General features: G+C 54.1%; 15 protein-coding genes. 10 read left to right on the plus strand and 5 right to left on the minus strand.

The features are described 5' to 3' along the window. The first annotated feature begins 24 nt into the window (after positions 1–24). Positions 25–1,266, plus strand: coding sequence for a tetratricopeptide repeat protein (locus tag SH573x_RS27300; protein ID WP_479351224.1), 1,242 nt, complete (start codon positions 25–27; stop codon positions 1,264–1,266). Beyond that, positions 1,259–3,058: a CRTAC1 family protein gene (locus SH573x_RS27305; RefSeq protein WP_479351225.1), complete on the plus strand. Its 1,800-nt coding sequence runs from the start codon at positions 1,259–1,261 to the stop codon at positions 3,056–3,058. Before SH573x_RS27300 ends, SH573x_RS27305 begins: the two co-directional genes overlap by 8 nt. A 110-nt stretch (positions 3,059–3,168) precedes the next feature. On the opposite strand, the gene SH573x_RS27310 is transcribed toward SH573x_RS27305, so the two are convergent. Continuing rightward, positions 3,169–3,921: a hypothetical protein gene (locus tag SH573x_RS27310; RefSeq protein WP_479351226.1), complete on the minus strand. Its 753-nt coding sequence runs from the start codon at positions 3,919–3,921 to the stop codon at positions 3,169–3,171. A 227-nt stretch (positions 3,922–4,148) separates the two neighbouring features. Here SH573x_RS27310 and SH573x_RS27315 point away from each other — a divergent pair, with 227 nt between their 5' ends. From SH573x_RS27315 to SH573x_RS27325, 3 genes are all read left to right on the plus strand, one after another. Next, positions 4,149–5,186 (plus strand): DUF1559 family PulG-like putative transporter, encoded by a 1,038-nt coding sequence (locus SH573x_RS27315; RefSeq protein WP_479351227.1) that lies wholly within the window; start codon positions 4,149–4,151, stop codon positions 5,184–5,186. 127 nt (positions 5,187–5,313) lie between these two features. Then, the gene (locus SH573x_RS27320) at positions 5,314–5,838 is read left to right on the plus strand and encodes a transthyretin-like family protein (protein WP_479351228.1); all 525 of its coding nucleotides are present in this window, start codon (positions 5,314–5,316) and stop codon (positions 5,836–5,838) included. Between the two features lie 385 nt (positions 5,839–6,223). Further along, entirely contained in the window at positions 6,224–8,365 is a 2,142-nt protein-coding gene (locus SH573x_RS27325; protein WP_479351229.1) for a hypothetical protein, read from the plus strand. 83 nt (positions 8,366–8,448) lie between these two features. On the opposite strand, the gene SH573x_RS27330 is transcribed toward SH573x_RS27325, so the two are convergent. Further along, a complete protein-coding gene (locus SH573x_RS27330; RefSeq protein WP_479351230.1) occupies positions 8,449–9,375 on the minus strand; it encodes a DUF6807 domain-containing protein in 927 nt (308 codons plus the stop codon). A 4-nt stretch (positions 9,376–9,379) separates the two neighbouring features. Further along, positions 9,380–9,799 (minus strand): RrF2 family transcriptional regulator, encoded by a 420-nt coding sequence (locus SH573x_RS27335; RefSeq protein ID WP_479351231.1) that lies wholly within the window; start codon positions 9,797–9,799, stop codon positions 9,380–9,382. Between the two features lie 364 nt (positions 9,800–10,163). Between SH573x_RS27335 and SH573x_RS27340 the strand changes: the two genes are divergently transcribed. Further along, positions 10,164–11,669: a TonB-dependent receptor gene (locus SH573x_RS27340; protein WP_479351232.1), complete on the plus strand. Its 1,506-nt coding sequence runs from the start codon at positions 10,164–10,166 to the stop codon at positions 11,667–11,669. 427 nt (positions 11,670–12,096) lie between these two features. Here the strand turns inward: SH573x_RS27340 and treY are convergent, their stop codons facing one another. Beyond that, entirely contained in the window at positions 12,097–15,288 is a 3,192-nt protein-coding gene (gene treY, locus SH573x_RS27345) for a malto-oligosyltrehalose synthase (protein ID WP_479351233.1), read from the minus strand. Positions 15,289–15,442: 154 nt separating this feature from the next. Between treY and treZ the strand changes: the two genes are divergently transcribed. Continuing rightward, positions 15,443–17,350 (plus strand): malto-oligosyltrehalose trehalohydrolase, encoded by a 1,908-nt coding sequence (treZ, locus tag SH573x_RS27350; protein WP_479351234.1) that lies wholly within the window; start codon positions 15,443–15,445, stop codon positions 17,348–17,350. Beyond that, positions 17,338–19,122 (plus strand): glycoside hydrolase family 15 protein, encoded by a 1,785-nt coding sequence (locus SH573x_RS27355; RefSeq protein ID WP_479351235.1) that lies wholly within the window; start codon positions 17,338–17,340, stop codon positions 19,120–19,122. Before treZ ends, SH573x_RS27355 begins: the two co-directional genes overlap by 13 nt. A gap of 11 nt (positions 19,123–19,133) precedes the next feature. Here the strand turns inward: SH573x_RS27355 and SH573x_RS27360 are convergent, their stop codons facing one another. Next, a complete protein-coding gene (locus tag SH573x_RS27360) occupies positions 19,134–19,523 on the minus strand; it encodes a hypothetical protein (RefSeq protein ID WP_479351236.1) in 390 nt (129 codons plus the stop codon). 452 nt (positions 19,524–19,975) lie between these two features. On the opposite strand from SH573x_RS27360, the gene SH573x_RS27365 reads away from it, so the two are divergent. Together SH573x_RS27365 and SH573x_RS27370 are read left to right on the plus strand one after the other, a co-directional pair. After that, positions 19,976–20,614, plus strand: coding sequence for a hypothetical protein (locus SH573x_RS27365; protein ID WP_479351237.1), 639 nt, complete (start codon positions 19,976–19,978; stop codon positions 20,612–20,614). Between the two features lie 133 nt (positions 20,615–20,747). Next, a complete protein-coding gene (locus SH573x_RS27370; protein ID WP_479351238.1) occupies positions 20,748–21,782 on the plus strand; it encodes a fatty acid desaturase family protein in 1,035 nt (344 codons plus the stop codon). Positions 21,783–21,852: the final 70 nt, after the last annotated feature.

Genomic DNA, 21,852 nt, shown 5'->3' on the forward strand with positions numbered 1-21,852 from the left:
CCTTTCCCCCGAGACCTTTCGACGATGAGCTCAGCAGCCGGCCGGCCTCCCATTCTCCGCCGTGGATTTGTGTGGTTGCTGTGGGCCACTGGTGTCGGCCTGGCGGTTTTAGCCTGGTATTGGAATGATGTCTCCAACTGGCGCACGCGGATCCAAGCGGATCAGCTCTTTCGCACTTACCGCGACGGCGAAGCTTTGGGTCTATTACGGTCGCAGTTGTTAGCCGATGCGAACAATCCGCAGTCTGCCCTGCAGTTGGTCCGGGCTCATCGTCGTACGGGTGATTTGGATAAAGCACTGATGCTGACCGAAGCAGCCGCCAAGCTAGGCGCGCCGGCTGCCGATCTCGAATTGGAACGCAAGCTGATTACGGTTCAGTCAGGTCAGATTCGAGGATTCGACAAAGAGTTCGCTCAGCTGATTGTCGAGCGAGCCGATATTGGACCTGACATTTTTCAAGCCTACGTGCTGGGACTGTTCGCCAACTTGCGAACCGACGAAGCTCTTAGTCTGCTGGATGGTTGGCGTAAGTCTTCGCCCAGCGATCCACAGCCCAGTTTCCTGCAGGCTTATCTGCTGCAAGGCATCAATCAGTTGCCCGGTGCCATCGAAGCGTATAGACAAGGTCTGCAATTGTCGCCCAAAACCACACTCATGCGCCGGCGACTGGCCGAGGTATTGATCGAGGCAGGTGACACTGCCGCAGCTCGCAAGGAGTTGATCATCTGTGCGCAAGAAGAACCCGATGACATCGAAGTCCATGCATTATTGGCCACGTGCGACTTCGCCGAAAATGATCTCGGAAGTGCCTTGGCAGAATTAGACCGCGTGCTAACGGTCAACCCGATGCATCCTGAAGCCCGACGTTTGCGGGGCCAAATTCGCCTGGCCAGCAATGAACCCCAGGCGGCCCTGGAAGATCTCGTCTACGTGGTACAGCTAGCCCCCGACGATACCGTGGCTCGTGAGGCGCTGGGCCGAGCTTTACAGCAAACCGGGCAAGTCGAACAAGCTAAGAACCAATTCGACCTGGTCGCGGCCGCCACCAAAGAGCAAAACGAAATCGTTCGACTCATTCGCCAAGTCATCGAGACTCCGGAAAACGCTGACCTGCGTTTTGACATCGGCCAACGCTTGATCAAAGTCGGCTCGATCACCGATGGAGTCAAATGGCTCCGCACGGTACTGGAGATCAGCCCCGATCATCCAGGCGCAAGCCAGTTGCTCAGCCAATACTACAGCGGCGGACTTGTGCCTCATGAGTAAGACGCGGCCACTCGCGTGGCCTGGGCTACGCGCCTATGTCATGACCATCAGCAGTAATTGCCGCGGTGCCAACAGGGTAGGTCTCTTAGTAATCTGTCTGCTACTAGGCTGCACTCCGAGCGTAGACCGGTCAGCCCAGCCGGCCAGGCCACCCAAACCGGTAGTCAACACTATTCGGCTGCACGATGTCACGCCTCAGACTGGCATCCAGTTCTTGCACCAAACGGGGCAGAGCGGCAAATTCTTGTTGCCAGAAACAATGACTGGCGGACTGGCATTGTTCGACTACGACCAGGACGGGTTGATCGACATTTACTTCTGCAGTGGCAGACCATTGATAGACCCCTCCGGCACAATAATTGATATATCAACTAATTTACTTGACACATCAAGCAATTCCCCCAATCGAATTGGTGGTGCCTTATACCGCAACTTGGGCAACTGGCAATTCCTCGAGGTGACGCAGGCTGCTGGTTTGGACCACGGGCACTTTGGTCTGGGAGTCACGGCAGCAGATTACGATAACGATGGGTTTGCCGATCTTTTCTTGAGCAATTTTGATGGTGATCTGCTGTTTCACAATGATGGGCATGGACATTTTGTAGATGTCACGCACGAAATCAGCGGGCTCTTGGAACGCAAATTTTCCGCGGGCGCGAGCTTCGTCGACGTGAATCGCGATGGAAATCTTGACTTATTCGTCGCCCGTTATGTTCAACTGTCGATGGATGACATCGACGAGCAAGTCCAGCTAGCGCGCACCCAATATCCGGGCCCGCAAGACTTTCGCCCAGAACACAGTTCGTTGTTGATGAGCACCGGCGAGCGCGGCCAGTGGCAAGATGCAACCGCCGGTTCGGGTATTGGCGGGACATCAGCGACGGGCATGGGTTGTATTGTCGGCGACTTTGATGACGATGGCGACAGCGACATCTTTGTGGCCAACGACGAGATGCCCAATAGCTTCTTCCGCAATGACGGTTACGGCAATTTCCAAGAAGCGGGACTCGTCATGGGAGCGGCGGTCAATGCCCTAGGTGCAGCCTCCGGCAGTATGGGAGTCGACGCTGGCGACCTGGATGGCGACGGCCGCATCGATTTGCTGGTGACTACCTTTGAGAATGAATACATCAATCTGTTCCGCCAGACCGAACAACAACTTTACCAAGATGTCTCTCGGCAGACTCGCGTAGGCGAGGATACGTTGCCACATGTTACGTGGGGATGCTGCTTGAGCGATCTGGACAATGACGGCGATCGCGACGTTTATGTGGCTACCGGTCACTTAGATCATCGGCGAAAGAATACCTACTATCGTGTAGCCGATATGGTCCTCTGCAATAGGCTGCAGGACAAAGGGCAGTGGTACTTCGAAAACATCACATCCAGCTTACCTGATATCCTGAAAAGGCAATCCGTTAGTCGTGGAGCGGCAGTAGCTGATCTGGATCTCGATGGTGACCAAGACATGGTTGTGCTGAACCTAGACCAAGAACCTGCCATCATCGACAATCGCAGTGAGAAACGACTTTGGCTGCAGTTGAAGTTAGTGGGCACAACTAGCAATCGCCCAGCCATCGGCGCAAAGGTTAAAGTTGTCGCCGGTAAACTGACACAAGTAGACGAAGTCCGCAACGGCCGCGGCTATCAAAGCAGTTGGGGTAACGTGCTTCATTTCGGACTGGCCGACCAGGCTCAATGTGATCACATCGAGATCACTTGGCCCAGCGGCCAACGACAACAGTTATCCAACATCGCCGCCAATCAGACGGTCTTGATCGTCGAACACTAAACCGACGGCGTTAGCCGCGGTTATCAAACTAAGCCGACGGCGTTAGCCGCGGTTGCTGGTCGTTTGTTTAGGAACCAGGGCTAACGCCCACGGTTAAGGGTGCCACTCAATCACTTAGGGGCAGAGAGTTCTTTGGTTACGCCGATGGTGATGGCGACCACTGCAGCCACTGTAAAGAGCGACAAGGCCAGCAGATCTTTCTGGCCCCATGTGATTCCGCCTGGTACTAGCACATCAACTTTAGCGGTAGCAATAGGCACAAAGACCAGGTCCATGACTAGGGCGCAGATCACACCTACGATTGCGCTGTTGACCCCGAGGCGCATCGCCATGTTTTTCCCACCGACCGCCGCTCCGATTGCGCCACCTATTCCGGCACCAAGAAAAGCAAATTCCAGCCAACGTGCCAGGAAGGTCCGGCCTAGTCCTAAACTCTTGGCGGCGGGCAATTCCATTACTAAGTGACCAAGAGCCAGACCGATACACGTTAGAACGCCGGCCAACACCGCGTAGGGCAAGAGCATCTTGGTATACCCTGGGACGACTTTGCCTGTTGAGCCTAACACCAAGGGCACGGCGATGGCTGTAGCGACCGCAAACACCCCCAGCGCTAGCATCGGATTGAGCAAGCGATAGAGCATGAACGTGGCCTCACGCTTCTGCGCGATTTCTTCCGGTGGGAAGAGGATGAGCAAGTCTTCGCCTGGCGTAAACACTGGAAAAAACAAGTGCAGCACGGCAACCAGGGCAATTCCGAGTATTGCGACAGTTCCCAACACAGGCGCGATTGGAACCGTAGCGCTGGCGGTGGTTGTCGAATTCGAACCTGACATTTCAGGATTGTTGATATCGAGATAGGACATAGAGTGCGAGGCCCCCAAAGGAAGGAAATGAAAACGGGATGGGCATTGGGTAAGGATAACTTTATTTCAAGCGGCAAAAAACTTTAGCCAGTGCGCGCTTGACATCCGAAATTAAACTGTATCATAATGACGCGCCGGGGCCCCGTATACCTTATCTAAGCAATCATGGGGCACCTAGTCACGTTTTTTCTCTTTTGTGTTATTCGCTAACTGATGGGAGTGGTTACATGCAGAGGTCGATGCACAGGCGAGGTTTTACCCTCGTCGAACTGTTGGTGGTCATTGCGATCATCGGTATTCTGGTGGGTCTGTTGCTACCCGCCGTTCAAGCCGCCCGTGAAGCTGCACGACGCATGTCGTGCTCGAACAATCTGAAGCAGTTCGGTCTAGCACTGCTCAACTACGAGAGCGCCCATAAGTCGTTCCCGTATGGCACCAACCCACACCAGAACCCAGGTTGGCGCACCCAGTATGGTAAGGGAAGTCACCTCGTAAAGCTGTTGCCATTCCTCGAGCAAACCGGACTTTATGGTCAGCTGGACTTCGTCCGGTTGATCACCAGTCCTGCCGATCCAGGTGTTAATGGCATCGACGTGCAGATGTGCGATCTTGGGTACGGCCTGCAAGGCTGGTCCACTCTTAATCCACGACCAGCACAAAAAGACATCTCGATCATGCGATGTCCATCGGACCCCTATGTAGATCTGCCCAACAAGTCGATCTCCAACTATGCCATGTCGATGGGTAATCAGTTCATGCCTGATGGCGGTCGCTGCCCAGGTCTGTTGGGTAACAACTTCGGCACTGGTCCTGCTGGTCACGGTGATTCGGGCAATGAAGTTGGTGGTCAAAGCATCTCGGGTGTTACCTCCCGCTTTAACTGGTCGGCCAAGCTGCGCGACGTCACTGACGGTACTTCCAATGTGATCGCCATGGGCGAAATTCGTCCATTGTGCGGTGACCACAGCCAGTACCATCCTTGGTCGCACCACAATGCGATTTGGGTTGCCACCACGGCTCCGATCAACCATCCAACTTGCCGCCGCGAAAACGGCGGTAAGGACGATTCGACCGGCGGTGCTGAAGACTGCAATCACTTCCGTACCTGGAACATGTCGCAAGGCTTCAAGTCGCTGCACACCGGTGGTGCACAGTTCGTGCTGTGCGATGGCTCGGTGCACTTCGTGCCTGCCACGATCGATTACTTGACCTACCAGCGTTTGGGCGATCGTCGCGACGCTGTACCAGTCGGTAATTGGCAATAGTAGTCTTCACAAATTGACTTGACTTACCAGTCATGCTCAACTGACAATGTTAAGCGCGCACTGCGAGATCCTTAACGCAGTGCGCGTTTTCTTTTGAGTCCAACGGTCCGAAGGGGGAAAATAGCCAATGCGTAACAGAAGGTTTCTTGCGGTTTCTTTACTGAACCTGGCCGGACTCTCTGCAGTCATCAGTCTCGCAGGTTGTGGTAGTCCAGCCTCACTGGAAAAGGCCACGGGCGTCATCACCATGAATGGCGAACCCGTCGCTGAAGCCAAAGTCATGTTTCATCCCAAGGATGGTGGACCACGTACTTCGTACGGTACGACCAACGAAAAAGGCGAGTTCAAAGCGTCGACCTTCGGCATGAATGATGGCGCTCTGGTCGGCCATCACATCGTGACGATTTCCAAAATCGACACCAAAGATCAGCCTTCGTTCGACGCGGCCGAATTGTCGAAAAAGGGATACAGCGGAAAAGGCTACGAAGCCATGATGGGACCAGCCGCAGCCAAGAATCGCGCCAAGCCAAAGCATATTATTCCCGAAAAGTACTCCAACAAGGATACATCGGGAATTGAAGTTGACGTTGTCAAAGGTGAAACCAACAACTTCCCAATCGATTTGGATGCTGCCGCGCCAGCTAAGAAATAGTTGCTGTTTTGGTTAAACCATAGCCGCCCTTAAGCGAGCGACGCACCTTTTCGTAACCGGCGCGTAAGCGAGGGACCAACTCGGTGAAACCACTTTACTTGGCTAACGCTTGAGCAAAGTGACCACCGACTTGCTCCCTCGCTTACGCGTTTTGATTTCCCGCCTGCCAGCACCTGCAGTAGCGGAAGCCGTCAAGGCTTTCGTAATGCTCTGGTAGCGGAAGCCGTCAAGGCTTTCGTAGTCCTCTGGTAGCGGAAGCCGTCAAGGCTTTCGAGAATCGTCTGCGGTTCCATCTGGCTCTTGTCAGGCCTCGAAATGCTTGACGCATTCCGCTACCGAATCCCACTACCGCATTCCGCTTTGGGTTTCGCTTGAGGTATCAACCATGAAATCTCTGTGGGTACTCCTGGTCTGCCTCGCATTGGCGAACCAATTTTTAGCCCGCCAGCTTCGGGCTCAATCCCTGCAGGCAGGTGCAGCGGCTATCGATATCACGCCCACTGCCTATCCAGTGATGATCAACGGCGGCATGACCGCAGGTACAGCCAATCAAACGACCACACCCATCTATGCGCGAGCTATCGGGCTGGCCGACGGTCAACAACGCTTGGCGATCGTCGTCGTCGATAGTTGCATGATGTCGCGAGAGTTTATTGACCAAGCCAAGGCTTTGGCCAAGGAGCGAACCGGGTTGCCGACTGACCGCATGTTGATCTCGGCTACACATGCTCATTCGGTACCAGCGTCGATGAGCTGTCTTGGTACGGATGCAGATGCCGCCTACATACCTTTTCTGCGCTTGAAAATTGTCGAAGCCATCGAAACGGCACTGGCTAATCTTGAACCAGCCCAAGTTGGTTGGGCAACAACCAGCGCCGCCGATTATACGGCAGTGAGACGTTGGATTCGCCGCCCAGATCGTCGCGGTGAAGATCCATTTGGCAATGCCACCGTTCGAGCCAACATGCATGCCGGCCGAGTCTGGGACGACGTCACCGGCGAGAGTGGTCCCGAAGATCCCGACCTTGCACTGATTTCAATTCAGTCTACTGCCGGTCGGCCCATTGCGGTTTTGGCCAACTTCTCCATGCATTATTTCAGCGGCGAGACACCCGTCAGCGCTGACTACTTCGGTCGGTTTGCTGAAGGCCTAAAGGCGCGACTAGCAGCATCGAATTCGACCAGCACACCCACTAGCAAGGCTCCCTTCGTCGGCATTATGTCGCACGGCTGCAGTGGCGACATCTGGCGCATGGACTACACCAAGAAAACTCCAGCACGTTTTGAATCGATCAAGATTGACCAGTACACGAGCGAAATGCTCGACTTGACGCAGGCCGCCATGCAGCAAATCAAGTACGACCAGCAAGCAGATCTGGCAATGGCCGAGACGCGTCTACACTTAAAATACCGCGTGCCAGACAAACAGCGTTTACTGTGGGCTCAGGCGATCGTCGACCAGCTGGGTACCAATCTGCCACAAACAACCGAAGAGGTCTATGCGCGCGAACAACTTCTATTGCACGAGCGGCAATCGACCGACGTGGTTGTACAAGCGGTGCGCATCGGTTCGATCGCTATCGCCACTACTCCCACAGAAACATATGCGCTCACCGGCATGAAACTCAAGTTGCAATCGCCGCTGGAACAGACCATGGTGATCGAACTGGCCAACGGTGGCGACGGTTACATACCACCGCCCGAGCAACATGTACTGGGTGGTTACAATACCTGGGCAGCACGCTCGGCGGGTCTGGAAGTTGACGCTGAGCCGAAGATTGCTGAAGCCTGCTTGAACTTGCTGGAACAAGTATCGGCGCGGCCTCGCCGCGCCAGCGTCGATGAGTCCGGTCCGGCGGTGCAAGCGACGCTCGGCCAACATCCCGCAGCTTACTATCGACTGAATGAAACCGAGGGTCCCCGCGCCATCGACTTGTCGGGTGAGAATGCTGATGCGATCTATGAGCCCGGCGTAGTATTCTTCTTAGCGGGTCCACACTCCGGGCAGTACCATGGTCCCGAGAAAATAAATCGTGCGGCACATTTCGCTGGCGGCAGACTCCGCGCTCGCATTCCAAACTTAACCGATCGTTACTCGGTGTCCTTGTGGATCTGGAATGGGATGCCCGATGAAAGTCGCACCGTGGCCGGCTGGATATTTGGACGAGGCTACAATCACAGCCCAGTATCTGCAGGCGATTCGCTGGGCCTGTCCGGTCAGGGCCAGCAAGCGGGCAGGTTGATGTTTCAATCAGGTTCCGCCGAACCGGTCTTCGGCAGAACGAAGATACCACGCTGGACTTGGGCCCAAGTCCGCTTTGAACGTCGCGGCGAGCGAGTACAAGTTTTCTTAGATGCACTTGATGATGCAACTATTAATACATCCATTGAACCAGAGATCGATGTGCAAGCGTCGCTGACTATTCCGCACGAAGTTCAAGACCTATTCTTCGGCGGACGCGGACACACGGACTCTAGCTGGGAAGGACGGCTAGACGAGATCATTGTCAGACGACTAAATCATTAGTCTCCTTTCGCTCCGCGAAAGGCAGCTCAGTCTTTTTCGCTCCGCAAAAGATCTTTCTTTTGCGGAGCAAAATGAGACACTGCCTAATCCCAAGTTAGTAGATCGCTATCCACTATCTGGGCATAAGTCTTCTCAGGATCATATTGGCCATCATGCAGCACAGCGGCAAACGCAACGGTTAGTGGCATGTCCGGCTGGACAACGACTTTACTCGGTTGGCCTTGTTTCATGGCTGCGATGGCAAATGGATTGGCGACCATCAATCCGTAGTCTCGGTTGTGCCAATGACTGATGCGAAAGTTCTTGGGTGAACCAACCAATGTGATACCACAGGGCTGACCGGCGACTTGGCCGGAGTAATCGCACCACAGAGCCGCTTGCCCCCATGTTTCCGCTGCTCCCTTTCGCTTGTTTGAATTGATAATTCGGCCGCCGCTCTTTTCAGTAAGAGCCGTAGCCATGCGTGCGCCGAAGCCCATTTCCTCTTGGTCGCCCAGGACCAAGGGTTGATCCAAGGCATGAAAGGTAGCTTGCCAAGCGATCACCCAGGCCCTCGTTAGGGACGTGATGACGTAAGCATTCTTTAGACGCCCCATGACTGTGCCTTCGGCCGAGATCAATTCGCATTCGGTTGCAAAACTCAGTTGATCGCCTGCCAGGGCTGGTTCGGCAGTAAAGCGAGTATGTTTGAGCGTAGCTTTGTTACGCCAAAAATCTTGGCCACTGATATCGCCCAGCGCCAGCCAGATACCGGGATGCATAGTGGCGTGATCGGTGGCATCGACGCTTGGATCCGGTGGATGGCGGCGGGTCAGCAGATGACCAGCTGGTGAATGAGCGCCGGTAAAGTAGGGCCTTCGAATTTCCGGATCGGAGAAAACATACTCGATCACCGGGCGATTGCTGGCGGCCGTAATCACCAGTCGATCGTCCGCTTGTTGGCAATGCAACTGAGCCAGCGCGGAGGATGCGCAGGTCAAAGCGAGCAGGAGGCTGAGAAGTATTCGCATGTTGTTATCTTTCGCACAGTGGCACACTGGAACTGGTAGAGTCTAACAGTTGCCGGATCGTGACGCCACGAAAGGCAGCTTCTGTTGCCGCGTAAGCGCGGTCGAGTTCAGCATGCAGAGGGCAGAGTTCTTGATGCGACTTGAGACCGAGTGGGCAACTGTGGATTCTCGTTAGCGGACTAACCGCGTTGACCACGTCCAAGATAGTCAACTGGTCGATTGAAGGCAGCAGTTCATAACCGCCACCTGGCCCTGGGCGAGAATGCACCAGTCCCGCGTGCGCCAGATCTTGGAGGACTCGTGTCAAATAGCGACGTGGTACTTTGGTCTGCTGAGCCAAAGCATCGGCCGACATCGCCTGCGTAGCGTGCACGCTCAAGCAAGTTACCGCTCGTAAAGCATATTCGGCGGTCAAAGACAGCATACAACTCCAATCACAACCTCGACGTGCAAGTTCTCGTTCGTATTTTTGTCCGTACTCAAATTCAGTCTATTTAGGTACAGCCAAACTCTTGCTTTGGGAGCTCACATGGAAAGAGTCCCTATTTTAGAAGCCTTAGAAAAATAAACTACCAGACTGTTCTCCATAGGTTCACCGTGGACGGTATACCGCAGGACGAATTCGCAGTTTCGGAGAAATCGACCTGACCGGTTATGACGGCTGGCAAAACTGTTTCTGATGTTTCGCGGGTGGATCTGGTGCCCCGGAAGTTGGATCTTGACGCATATTTTCAGGCAAACTGTATCGATTGGCCAACTAGTTTTTCATGATCCGGGGGGATTACATCATGAGTTCTGGCGAGCGCCCACATTCTGAGCGTCCGAACACTGAGCGTAAAGCGCTCAACATTAATCTTGACCCCAGACGCTATGGATCGTTTGCTGAAATTGGGGCTGGCCAGGAGGTCGTGCGTTGGTTCTTCCGCGTGGGCGGAGCAGCCGGGACGATTGCCAAGAGCATGTCGGCTTACGACATGTCGGTTAGCGATGCCATTTATGGCCAGTGTGATCGCTATGTTTGTCGCCAGCGATTGGAAGACATGCTGGACCATGAACACAACTTGAACATTGAGCGACTGAAGGAAAGTCGTGGTGATGCGACGGCATTCTTCGTATTTGCCGATACTGTCTCGGCTCGTAATTTTAAAGGCACGAATGATTGCCATGGCTGGATGGGCGTACGTTTTCAAGCACATCCGCGAGACCAGGACAGTCAAATTATTATTCATGTGCGCATGCTCGACAACGAAAACGCTATGCAGCAGGAAGCCCTGGGCATCGTGGGAGTCAATCTGCTCTATGGTGCCTTCTTCTTGAATCACGAGCCGGAGATTTTGATTGAATCGCTGCTGGATAACCTGAGCACGCGGCGCATAGAAATCGACATGATCGAGTTCTCAGGAATTGCATTTCGGCATGTCGACAATCGTGTGATGAGTCTGCGTTTGGTGCAACTTGGCTTGAGTAGCGCGGCCATGTTTTCTGCCAAAGGCGAGGTGTTGCAACCATCGGAAGTTCTGTACAAGAAACCGATCTTGGTTGAACGGGGCAGTTTTCGACCGATCACCAACGTGAATCTGGATATGCTCAGCGCCGCGTATGACAAATTTAGTCGCGAGCCAGACGTCTCGGGTGATCAGATTGTATCGCTGGCAGAGATCACCATGCACAACTTGCAGATGGCCGGTGACATCGACCTGCGTGACTTCATGGCGCGCATCGATCTACTGGCCGCCAGTGGCATGACCGTCTTGATCTCGGACTACTTCGAGTATTACCGTCTAGCCGCCTACTTGGCTCGCTATACGAAGAAGAAGATTGCCATAACCATGGGCGCGAGCAGTCTGATCGATCTATTCGATCACAAGTATTACACGCAACTCGACGGCGGCATCTTGGAGTCGTTTGGTCGTTTGTTCAAGAACGATTTGAAACTCTTTATCTATCCGCTTCTGGATCGCCAGAGCGGTGAGCTGACTACCGTTGAAAACCTCAACGTGGCCCCAGAGTTAAGGAAGCTGTATCAATACCTGGTCGAGAAGGGCTGTATCGAGCAATTGGACAATTACAATCCGAATTTCTTGAGTACGTTCTCGCGCGAAGTTCTGCAGATGATTGAACGGGGCAATCTGGACTGGATCAATCACGTCCCGGCGGAAGTTGCCGAGACGATTCAGCGTCGCGGCTTCTTTGGCTACAAGCGTCCGAAACCAGCCGGCAAAGAGCCGATCCCCAGCAAGCCCATCATCCCCACCGGCGACATCTACAACGTCTATCCCACTGCCCAGGTCTAAGCCGTGGGCGTTAGCCCCGGTTATTCACTAAGCCGTGGGCGTTAGCCCCGGTTACTTGCATCCAGCCGCCACCCGGGGACAGACCCCGGACTGATTTGTTGCATGGCGATTTGGCCACCGGCGCGTGTTCTGTCCCCAGTGCGAATAGTCATGCTAGCAATGCGCTCCCGGCTGGGGACAGACAGACCCATCGACTACGTCGGCCTGCCGCCAGTGGCCTGTGGTCTGTCCCTCTTCGCAAGTCGACAATGAGAATTTATTGCTAGCATCATCGCCTGCGGGGACAGACCCCGGGTTGATTTGCTTGCATTGCGATTTGGCCACTGGCGCGTGGTCTGTCCCCAGTGCAAATAGTCGTGCTAGCAATGCACTCCAGGCTGGGGACAGACCCATCGACTGCGGTGCTGGTTGTCTGTCCCAGGCGACGTTACCGAGATAGGAGTGCCAGTGGAAAGACGGCTAGGAGGTCAGACAACTTGAGCGTGGCACTCGGCGGCACTGGTACGCCTGTGAACACATTCAGCATGCCCTCGGGCAACACTCCCAGCTCGATCCGCGTGTCCAGCCAATCAACTTGGGAAATCGGCATGCCAAGCGACTGAACGAAACGCGGCACGACGACGATACCCTCGATGCGATCCTGTCGGGCTGGACAGTGCCAAACGTGCGCCACGATGTGATTGGCCAATTGACCCTCAACCGTTAGCGGCCTATAGCGCAAGTTCGATCGGCCACTGGCCGATTTATCACCGGCAGCTGCGTCCTTAACTCCGAATAAGCGGCGACGAAAACCAAGTCCTTCGAGGGTGATCCACAGCTTTAGGCGATTGTCTCGCAAATTCCCTGCCAAGTAGCGGGCAAACCCACGTCGACTGGTCGCATCGCGTATCTCATGGCGAATCTCGCCCAACAAATGCCGACGCAACTGGTAATTAACTGGCCGCCGATTGTCCGGATCCACCAAGCTAAAATCCCATAGCTCTTGCCCTTGGTAAATGTCAGCCACGCCGGGCGCAGTAAGCTTTAACAGCACCTGCGAGGCAGCGTTGACCAGTCCAGCATCCAGAGCCGCATCGACGAAAGCCTGGAAATCCATCTCGAACTTCGAAGCACCGTCCGCCAATATCGCCTCGACGAAGTGCTTGACGGCTGCATCGTAAGCGGGATTGGGACTAATCCAACTTGTGTGCAGTTTGGCTTCCTTGGTTGCCTTCTCCATGTACTGCTGCAACCTACTGATCAACTCAGCGCGTTCACCATCACTGGGAGCCGACACCGGCCAGACACCAAAGAGCGTCTGATATAGCAGCCACTGATCGTTACGGCTGGGAGCATCTAGTCCATCGACTTGGCGTACATGTTTGCGATTGAGGCGGTGCCAACGCTGCATGGCTTTCCGCCATACACCGGGTATCTCGCTCAGCACGTTGATGCGTGCCCGCACATCTTCGCTCCGCTTTGTATCATGTGTGGTCGTGGCCAACATACTCGCGGGCCATTGTTCGTGACGCTGCACGTTCTGACGATGATATTCTTCTGGTGACTTGATCGCCATGCGTGGATCACTACCCACTTCATCGATCGAAAGTAACGGTACATATCGATAGAAAGCAGTATCCTCAACCCCTTTAGCCTGAACAGGGCTAGTCACCTGTTGAAAGCGGCCTACCAGATATTCACGATCGCGCCAGGCATCATCACTCAAATCGCGCGGCTCAGCCAATAGCAAAACATCACGCAAGAAATCGAACGCATCTGTTTCCACAGCCGGATTGCGACGCTTGGCCATCGCCACCGCTCGCTGCACAATCTGTGCATCACGAGCCGAAACCACTGTATCGCGAATGTAAGTACGATAAACAGTAAAGCACGCGATCGTCTCTTGCAGTGCAAACTCAAGTGAGTTCAACGTGAAGTCACGCCAGTAACGCGAACTGTGGGCCAGTCGATCAAGTCGAGTAGCCAACAACGTCACTTCGCTACGCATCGGACCACTCAATATCAATCGCTTACATTCGTAGACAACCTCTTCAAACTGCTGGTGCTCTAACACAAAGCGATCGTATTGTTTGGCCAGCTGTTGAAAACCGGCCGCTTCGATAAACAAACCGTTGAGCGTGTTCAAATAGTCGTAACCCGTTGTACCCAACACGGGCCATTCATCCGGCAAGGGCTCTTCAGCACCCAAGATTTTCTCGACGTAAACCGGCAAAGGCAATCGATCATCAAAATTCAACAGCGGGCGATGACCGACAGCCAGCGGCGCTAGTTGGCGTTCAAGATCCTTAGCCGATAGCAACCGATTTGGATCCACACCGCCTAACTCAGCGTGCAGAGAAGCCAAAAATTCTGGCTCAATATCCGACCATTCCGTGCCACCCCGCGCATCGTCAGCGAGCTGCTCGAACTCCAGTCGTCCGCATGCCAACAGATAATACCACTGCAATCGCCACAGATATTGAGTCGGATCAAACAATCCGTCAACGTGGTCCACTCGCAACGCAGAGATCCATCCGGCCGCCGCCCACTGAATCACTTGGCGATGCGTATGCTCAAAGACATGCAACCGTTCTACGCAGAGAGCAGCCAAAGAAGTAACGTCGAAAAATCTACGGTAGTTAATCTCATCCGAACTGGCCTTCCAATGCACCAACCGATAAGCCTGCTGGCCTAACAAGCGATCCAGTTGGTCAAACGATCGTGGTTGACCAACAACCCCGTTTATTTGCTTTATCTTCTGAGATATATGTTCAGCGATCACCTGCGACTTGGTTACCAGGTCGTGCAAGCGACGCTGAATCACAACTGATTCACGCTGCCGCTCGGATATCTTCGCCCAATCGTTGCAACCGCGATCAGGCAGATGTTCCATCGCCGCTTTAATGGACCGCAACTCTAACCATTCCACCGCCTCCAGATTCTCTGGAGAACCAGATGGCTCAGGTGCAGCAATGCTCACCAACTCAGCGCATGTCTTCGGATCCAGAGGCAGTCGATAGTCGTAACACTCGAGACAGAACTCGCCCTGGCAATATCGTGCAGCCAGTTGGCCGTTCTCCAAAACCTCACCCGATACAGCTCCCAGCACCGGCAATAGTATGCGGCCATGGAGTTCGCTCTTGGGTGGATACCAGTCGATGTCAAAGAACATCGCATAAGGTGACGCCGGCCCATGTTTCAAGACATCCATCCACCAAAGATTCTGGTCATTGGCGACGCTCATATGATTGGGCACAACATCCACCATCGCTTGGATACCTGCGCGGCCCAACCCTGCAATCAACTGCTCCAGTTGTTCTAAGCTACCCAACTCGTCGTTTAATTGCGTCGGATCCACTACATCGTAACCGTGGGTGCTGCCGCTTTGGGCCTTCATTAGCGGCGAGCAATACAAATGCGTAACGCCCAACTCCTTGAAATAGTTAACCAGCTGGTACGCATCCTCCAACCGAAAACCTGAGCCATGAAATTGGCACCGATACGTGGCTCCGATTCCCTCGGCCTGAACTATGCGCTGCTTGACGCACTGCACCAGTGTCCCGACTAGCCCGCCCCCGGCTATCACACTGGCTGAAGTCTGCTCGATAGAAACGGAGTCGCTTGATCGCAAGGTACTCATGGGAAGGCTCTCAGGATCTATTGTTCAGGCAGGATTAACAAAGCGCAGCTTGGACTCGCTCTGCAAAGCCTATGCCCAGTGCAGGCGGCGACTCGTGCTCGAGTAATGGAGTTCTCAAACGTCTTCGCCCACACGAAAATTGCAAGGAATAGAAATGCATGACGCATTCCGAGACAGCACGTGCGCAGGCATAGAATTTGCCCTGGCCGCCAATCCCATGAACAGCAATTCACTAAAAGTCTGGGCACCCTTGGCCAAAAGCGTTTGGTTGCACACGGGGCAAAAGAAACTGGCCCTCGAGCGTTGCACTGAGCATGCGCTCTGTGGTGACTGGGTCGTACCTGCAGGCTATGAGCTCTGGAGTCAAGACGAACACGCCGATTACCTGCTGAGTATCGACGATGGCCCGGCCAGGCCCGATCCGCGTTCAGCCTGGCAACCGTACGGTTACGATGGTCCGTCGCGACAACTCGATCACCAACAGTTTCAATGGACCGATAGCGGTTTTCAATCTCGTCCTCTCAGTTCTGCAATCATCTATGAAATACACGTGGGAACCTTCACGCCAGAGGGCACGTTCGAAGCCGCCATCGAACGACTTGATCACTTAGCCCAGCTCGGCATTACGCATATCGAATTGATGCCCGTGTCAGAATTTCCTGGTGAATTCGGCTGGGGCTATGACGGAGTCGGATTGTTTGCTCCCCATCATCGGTATGGCGGGCCCCATGGATTGAAGCAATTGATTGATGCATGCCACGCGCGTAACCTGGCCGTGATCTTAGATGTGGTCTACAACCACCTGGGGCCAGTTGGCAACAACTTACGGGAGTTCGGTCCGTACTTTTCCGAGCAACACAAGACGCCCTGGGGCGCAGCCATCAACTTCGATGGACCGCATAGCGATGGGGTACGCCGCTTCTTCTGTGATAACGCCATGATGTGGTTGCGCGATTATCATGTCGATGCGTTGCGATTGGATGCAGTTCACGCGATCGTCGATACAACCTCGTTATCGTTTCTAGAACAATTGGCTGTCGAAGTCGAAAAGCTCTCGGCGCATCTTGGGCGTCATTTGTCGCTGATTGCCGAAAGCGATCTTAATGATCCTCGACTGCTGCGCTCCCGCGAAGCCGGCGGATTCGGCTTGAACGCGCAATGGTGTGACGATTTTCATCATGCATTGCACACAGCCATCACTGGTGAGCGCGATGGATACTATCAAGACTTTGGAAATCTGAGTGGGCTGGCCAGCGCATTTACCCATCCCTATATCTACACAGGACAACATTCATCAGCTCGCGAGCGGCGCCATGGACGGCCCGCTCCCTTTTTGACCGGCCATCGCTTCATTACCTTTGCCCAAAACCACGACCAAATCGGCAATCGGGCTGGTGGTGAACGTCTGGGGCAACTGGTCGGTCACGCGCAAGCGAAGCTGGCAGCCGCCCTACTGATGTTCAGCCCGCATATACCCCAGCTCTTTCAAGGCGAAGAACTCCACTGCCAACAGCCGTTCCTCTATTTCGCAGACTGGAGAGTCCATCCGCAACTAGCCGAAGCGGTTCGTCAAGGTCGCAATGAAGAGTTCGCCGCGTTCGGCTGGTCAGCGGATCAACTCGCCGATCCAACCGAACCCGACAGCTTTGAACGCTCAAAGATCCGATGGATCGAACCACTATCCAACCACAGTCGCGACATGTTCGAGTGGTACCGCAAGCTGATCTCGCTTCGCAAACAGTTCCCTGATTTAACAGACGGCGATTTTGATGCTGTGCAAACTTGGTATAGCGATGAAGAGCAGTGGTTGTGCGTGCAGAGAGGCCGACTCTGGCTGCTCTGCAACTTTAAAGACAAAGCTTATAAGCTAACCCTGCCACACGCGTTACCCTCGCACTGGCGGGTGCTCTTACGAAGCGACCAAGCCAACGCTATGGACGCAGCCACCAAACCAGAGTCACCAATTCCAGAATCACCCGATCCTACAGCTTTAAACAACTGGATAACGTTACCTGCGCACAGTGCCACTATTCTGGAAAGCCAAGCATCATGCCCGAGTTGATCGAAGACTATGCTCTGCTGGGTAACTGCCGCGGGTCGGGGCTGGTCAGTCGTCGTGGTTCACTTGATTGGCTGTGCTTACCGCGATTCGATTCCGCTGCCTGTTTTGCCTCGCTGCTAGGTAACGCAGAGCATGGCTACTGGCGGCTGTTACCGCTGGAGCCTGTACTCCATACAGCTCGCCGCTATCGCAGTGGAACATTGATCCTGGAAACAGAGTTCACCACTGATTCCGGCATGGTGCGCATCATCGACTTTATGGCACCGCAGACAGACACAGCCGAGGTGTTTCGTATCGTACAAGGAGTTCGCGGCGAAGTTCGGATGCGCTGCGAACTATCGCCTCGATTCGACTATGGTTCCATCATTCCTTGGGCTCTGGCTATCGATCGAGGCGTGCGCATGACGGCTGGCCCCGATTCTTTGATTTGCCGTAGCGACTGTCTTTGGACATTAGGAAAGGGCAATGCCACTGCCGAGTTTCAAGTAGGCGCGGGCGAGCAAGTGAGTTTCGAACTCACGTGGATGCCCACGCATGAAACCGAGCCGCCGGGCAAGAATGCCACGCAGACACTCGACGATGCGAGTCGGTGGTGGCTGGATTGGTCGAATCAGTGCCAATACACTGGCCCTTGGCTGGAAGATGTTCGCGCATCGTTGGTGGTTCTAAAAGCGCTGACCTATCGACCGACCGGTGGCATCGTCGCAGCTCCCACCACTTCGCTACCGGAACACTTGGGTGGCGTGCGCAACTGGGATTATCGCTATTGTTGGCTGCGCGATGCGACCTTCACTCTGTATGCTTTTCTGGTCGGTGGCTATACAGAGGAGGCTCGCGCCTGGCGACGCTGGCTGGTCAACGCAGCGGCAGGCAATCCAGCACAGCTGCAGATCATGTATGGCATTGCCGGCGAGCGACGTTTGACAGAGATCGAGTTGCCTTGGCTGCCTGGTTACGAGAATTCGCAACCGGTTCGGACTGGCAATGCGGCTTATTCTCAACGACAACTCGATGTGCCGGGCGAGATCATGGAAGCCCTGCACTTAGCGCGGCGCCATGGAATCGCGCCCAGTCCGGAAGCCTGGCGTGTCCAAACGGCTATGATGGATTTTCTCGAAACCATTTGGCAAGAACCCGATGAGGGTATTTGGGAGATTCGGGGCCAGCCCCGACATTTCACGCACTCGAAAGTCATGGCCTGGGTGGCCGCCGATAGAGCAGCCAAAGAAATCGAGCGCTTCGAGTTACCAGGTGATGCGCAAAAGTGGCGCAACCTGGCCGACCAAATTCACCGCGAAGTTTGTGCCCAGGGCTTCAATGAAGACATGGGCAGTTTCGTGCAATACTATGGGGCCACAGAACCGGATGCATCTCTGCTCATGCTACCGATCGTGGAGTTCATCAACGCCGACGACCCTCGTATGGCTGGGACTGTCAAATTGATCGAAGAGCGTCTAACGCACAATGGCTTCGTTGAACGCTATCGCAACGATGTGGATGGGTTGCCAGCCGGAGAGGGTGCATTCTTGTTGTGTTCCTTCTGGTTGGCCGACAACTATGCGCTGGCCGGTCGCCATCGTGAAGCTCGACAGTTGTTCGAGCAGTTACTTTCACTCCGCAATGATGTGGGATTGCTCTCTGAGGAGTATTCGCCGACTCTGGGACGGATGCTCGGAAATTTTCCGCAAGCGTTCTCGCATATCGGTTTGGTCAACACAGCCCGCAACCTGGCCAGTCATGGCGGACCAGCCGAAGATCGCGGCAGCCAGTAGTATCATCCGGTTCACGCATCATTTGTTCGAAGAGCATCGATTTCGCAGAGCATGTCGCGGACCTGGTCTGCATTCTTAAGACCATCGATTTGGATGGGCTGCGCCTGGCGCTGGTCGGTGCGAAACATCAGCGTCTTTAACCCACGTCGTCGAAGTATGGGACCTTCAATCGTAGTGTAGGTGTGGATATCGCGGAAATGAAAGCGTCGATCAACCACTACGTAGCCGCCAGTAACCAATCGCAGAAATGGTCCCTCAACGATCAGTCTCAGATTGTTGGCGGTCAGTTCGGCTGAGCGATGGAAGTAGGCGAAGTAAAACGCCGAACCGATCAATAAACCGACGGCAATCCCAATCGAAACGTATTGCGTCCCCGCAGTCCACCATTCCCAACCAGCCATTCGCCCGTGGGCTTTAAGATACTCTGCGAACACTGAAATAGACAAAAGTATTGAGAAAAACAACGGCAGTCCGTAGCACAATACCGCTGCTTGAATTCGATAGATCCGTTTGAGTGCCGCCCGGTCAATGTCGAACTCGATCTGCTTTGGAAACCGGTCCTGAAAAGTCACAGAAGTGCCCCGTCGCCTTAGACAATCGGAAACAAACGCTGGTGTCTTCTAGTTGGCTGAGAACCGCTGGGGAGTAGGCGCCATTCGTCTTCTTCGCTCCGCGAAACGCAAAGATTTTTGCGAAATCAAAAGAGACTTGGCCGGCGATTTTGTCGACGCTTGGATGTAGTGATGCCGGCACCGCCGACAGGTACCTTGCTGCAATTGAGTGGTCAGGCTGAGAGAGTAGAATATGAGGCTACTGATTTGAGTTCGCACCAGCTACTTCAGAAGGCTTTGTCATGACTTGGCATACACCACATGGTGACCGGATTTTGGTTGGCCACGAATCGCGGGTAGTTCGCGCCGGGCTGCGACGTACGGTGGAAATGCTGGAAGAACGTTCTTTGGATTGCTCGGGGACATTGTTGGCCAGGCAATCGCGCAAGTCGTTATTGCACTTGTTTGCCTATGTAGGTCGTTATCTGCTTCGGGAAACACCAGACTTGGCTCCTTTGAATGCATGGACGGAAGCGGCCGTGGGTATGGCGTTCAGGCAAGTCGAAGGCATGCTGGGCAGCGAAATCTATTTGTTTGAGCCCAGCGAACCTGGCGCGCACTATTGGCGGAATATGGTTTGGAATGCCACCAGCGACCATGTGCGCGAGTCGATGGCCGGCGAAATCGTCGATTCTGATTGCGATTCGATGGACACCTGGGATCTCTTGATCGAATGCCTGCGCGATCGCATCTTATGGGATCGCGATTGGGAAGTCGATTTTGAGTGGGAATCTCATGCGGTTATGCAAACTCTAGGTATCGACGGCGAATACTTCGATTGGCAATTAAAGGTTGAGGGCAAAAACAAAGATGCCGTTGAATTGCTAGGTGAACTGTGTGGCTTCCGACGCGGTGAGTTTGAGGGCCAAGAACTTAGTTGAACTCCAGCAGAACTCGAGCGAGTGCAATTGACGGGGAGACGTGGGGTAAGCTACGCTGACATCTTTGTTTTCGGACATATGGGGTGCCGATTGCATTTCCGACCAATGTCCGAACCACTGCTGGAGCTATCAATTGCGTCAAACGAGCGAGCAGGCTCCACATATCCACGTTGACTATCTCGCATCATCTGAACGCCAGCTGTTAATCGATAGCCGAAACTACGCCACCGAGAACCGCTATTTGAGTTGGTGGCATTTGCTTTCCACTATGTCCTTGCTGTTGGGCTTGGTAGTGATTGTGTGGCTTAACTCAGGTTTTTTACTGCGTTCTGCCTGTAGTTTACTGATTGCGTTGACTTTGGTGCGGATGTTTATCATTTACCACGACTTTCTGCACCAGGCGATCTTTAAAGGCTCAACTGCCGCCAGCCTCCTGTTGAAGCTGTATGGTCATTTGATGCTCACGCCACCGGCGGTCTGGCAGCGATCCCACGACCATCATCATCGCCACAATTCCAAAGTTTTCGGGGCCAGCATTGGTTCGTTTCCGATTATGACTCGAACGAATTACCTGGCGGCCACTTTTGCGGAGCGGTTGGAGTATCGCCTTGCGCGCAGTCCGCTGGTCATTTTGTTTGGCTATTTGACGGTATTCCTATTTGGAATGTGCATTCACCCGCTGCTATGTGACTTCAAGAAAAACGTCTTAGTGCTGGGCACATTGCTGCTGCATTTCGGTGTGATCGCGTTAGGTGTGACTCTGTTTGGGTGGTCGTTTACTGTATTTGCCTTCGTGTTTCCCACATGGTTGGCCATGGTGCTCGGGGCCTACTTGTTTTACATCCAGCACAACTTCCCGACGGCCACGATTTTGAACGCCTCGAACTGGTCTTATACCGATGCGGCCCTTATTTCGTCCAGTTATTTGGAAACCGGGTTCATTTTGCGTTGGTTTACAGGGAATATTGGCTATCACCATGTGCATCACTTGAATGCCAAGATTCCGTTTTATCGCTTGCCGGAAGCCATGTCTGGATTGACTGGCTTGCAGACACCTGGCCGCACGTCGTTTGCCCTGCGCGACATTATTGGTTGCCTGAGGCTCAAACTGTGGGACTCAGAGCGCAATGAGTTTGTGACCTTTGCCGCTGTAGCGGCAAGCGTTTAATCACTAACCGTGCATCGCAAAATCTGAGCCCTCGCAAGGCTAGCACTTTGACAGGGGGCCAAATTTCAAC

Source organism: Rania fehmarnensis (assembly GCF_056494185.1).

Excerpts from the sequence above, each read along its gene's own strand:
- SH573x_RS27360 (WP_479351236.1), bottom strand. The coding sequence starts at position 19,523 with ATGGCTGGTTGGGAATGGTGGACTGCGGGGACGCAATACGTTTCGATT.
- SH573x_RS27305 (WP_479351225.1), top strand. The coding sequence starts at position 1,259 with ATGAGTAAGACGCGGCCACTCGCGTGGCCTGGGCTACGCGCCTATGTC.
- SH573x_RS27355 (WP_479351235.1), top strand. The coding sequence starts at position 17,338 with ATGCCCGAGTTGATCGAAGACTATGCTCTGCTGGGTAACTGCCGCGGG.
- SH573x_RS27340 (WP_479351232.1), top strand. The coding sequence starts at position 10,164 with ATGAGTTCTGGCGAGCGCCCACATTCTGAGCGTCCGAACACTGAGCGT.
- SH573x_RS27335 (WP_479351231.1), bottom strand. The coding sequence starts at position 9,799 with ATGCTGTCTTTGACCGCCGAATATGCTTTACGAGCGGTAACTTGCTTG.
- SH573x_RS27315 (WP_479351227.1), top strand. The coding sequence starts at position 4,149 with ATGCAGAGGTCGATGCACAGGCGAGGTTTTACCCTCGTCGAACTGTTG.
- SH573x_RS27300 (WP_479351224.1), top strand. The coding sequence starts at position 25 with ATGAGCTCAGCAGCCGGCCGGCCTCCCATTCTCCGCCGTGGATTTGTG.
- SH573x_RS27320 (WP_479351228.1), top strand. The coding sequence starts at position 5,314 with ATGCGTAACAGAAGGTTTCTTGCGGTTTCTTTACTGAACCTGGCCGGA.
- SH573x_RS27325 (WP_479351229.1), top strand. The coding sequence starts at position 6,224 with ATGAAATCTCTGTGGGTACTCCTGGTCTGCCTCGCATTGGCGAACCAA.
- SH573x_RS27365 (WP_479351237.1), top strand. The coding sequence starts at position 19,976 with ATGACTTGGCATACACCACATGGTGACCGGATTTTGGTTGGCCACGAA.
- treY (WP_479351233.1), bottom strand. The coding sequence starts at position 15,288 with ATGAGTACCTTGCGATCAAGCGACTCCGTTTCTATCGAGCAGACTTCA.
- treZ (WP_479351234.1), top strand. The coding sequence starts at position 15,443 with ATGCATGACGCATTCCGAGACAGCACGTGCGCAGGCATAGAATTTGCC.
- SH573x_RS27310 (WP_479351226.1), bottom strand. The coding sequence starts at position 3,921 with ATGTCCTATCTCGATATCAACAATCCTGAAATGTCAGGTTCGAATTCG.
- SH573x_RS27330 (WP_479351230.1), bottom strand. The coding sequence starts at position 9,375 with ATGCGAATACTTCTCAGCCTCCTGCTCGCTTTGACCTGCGCATCCTCC.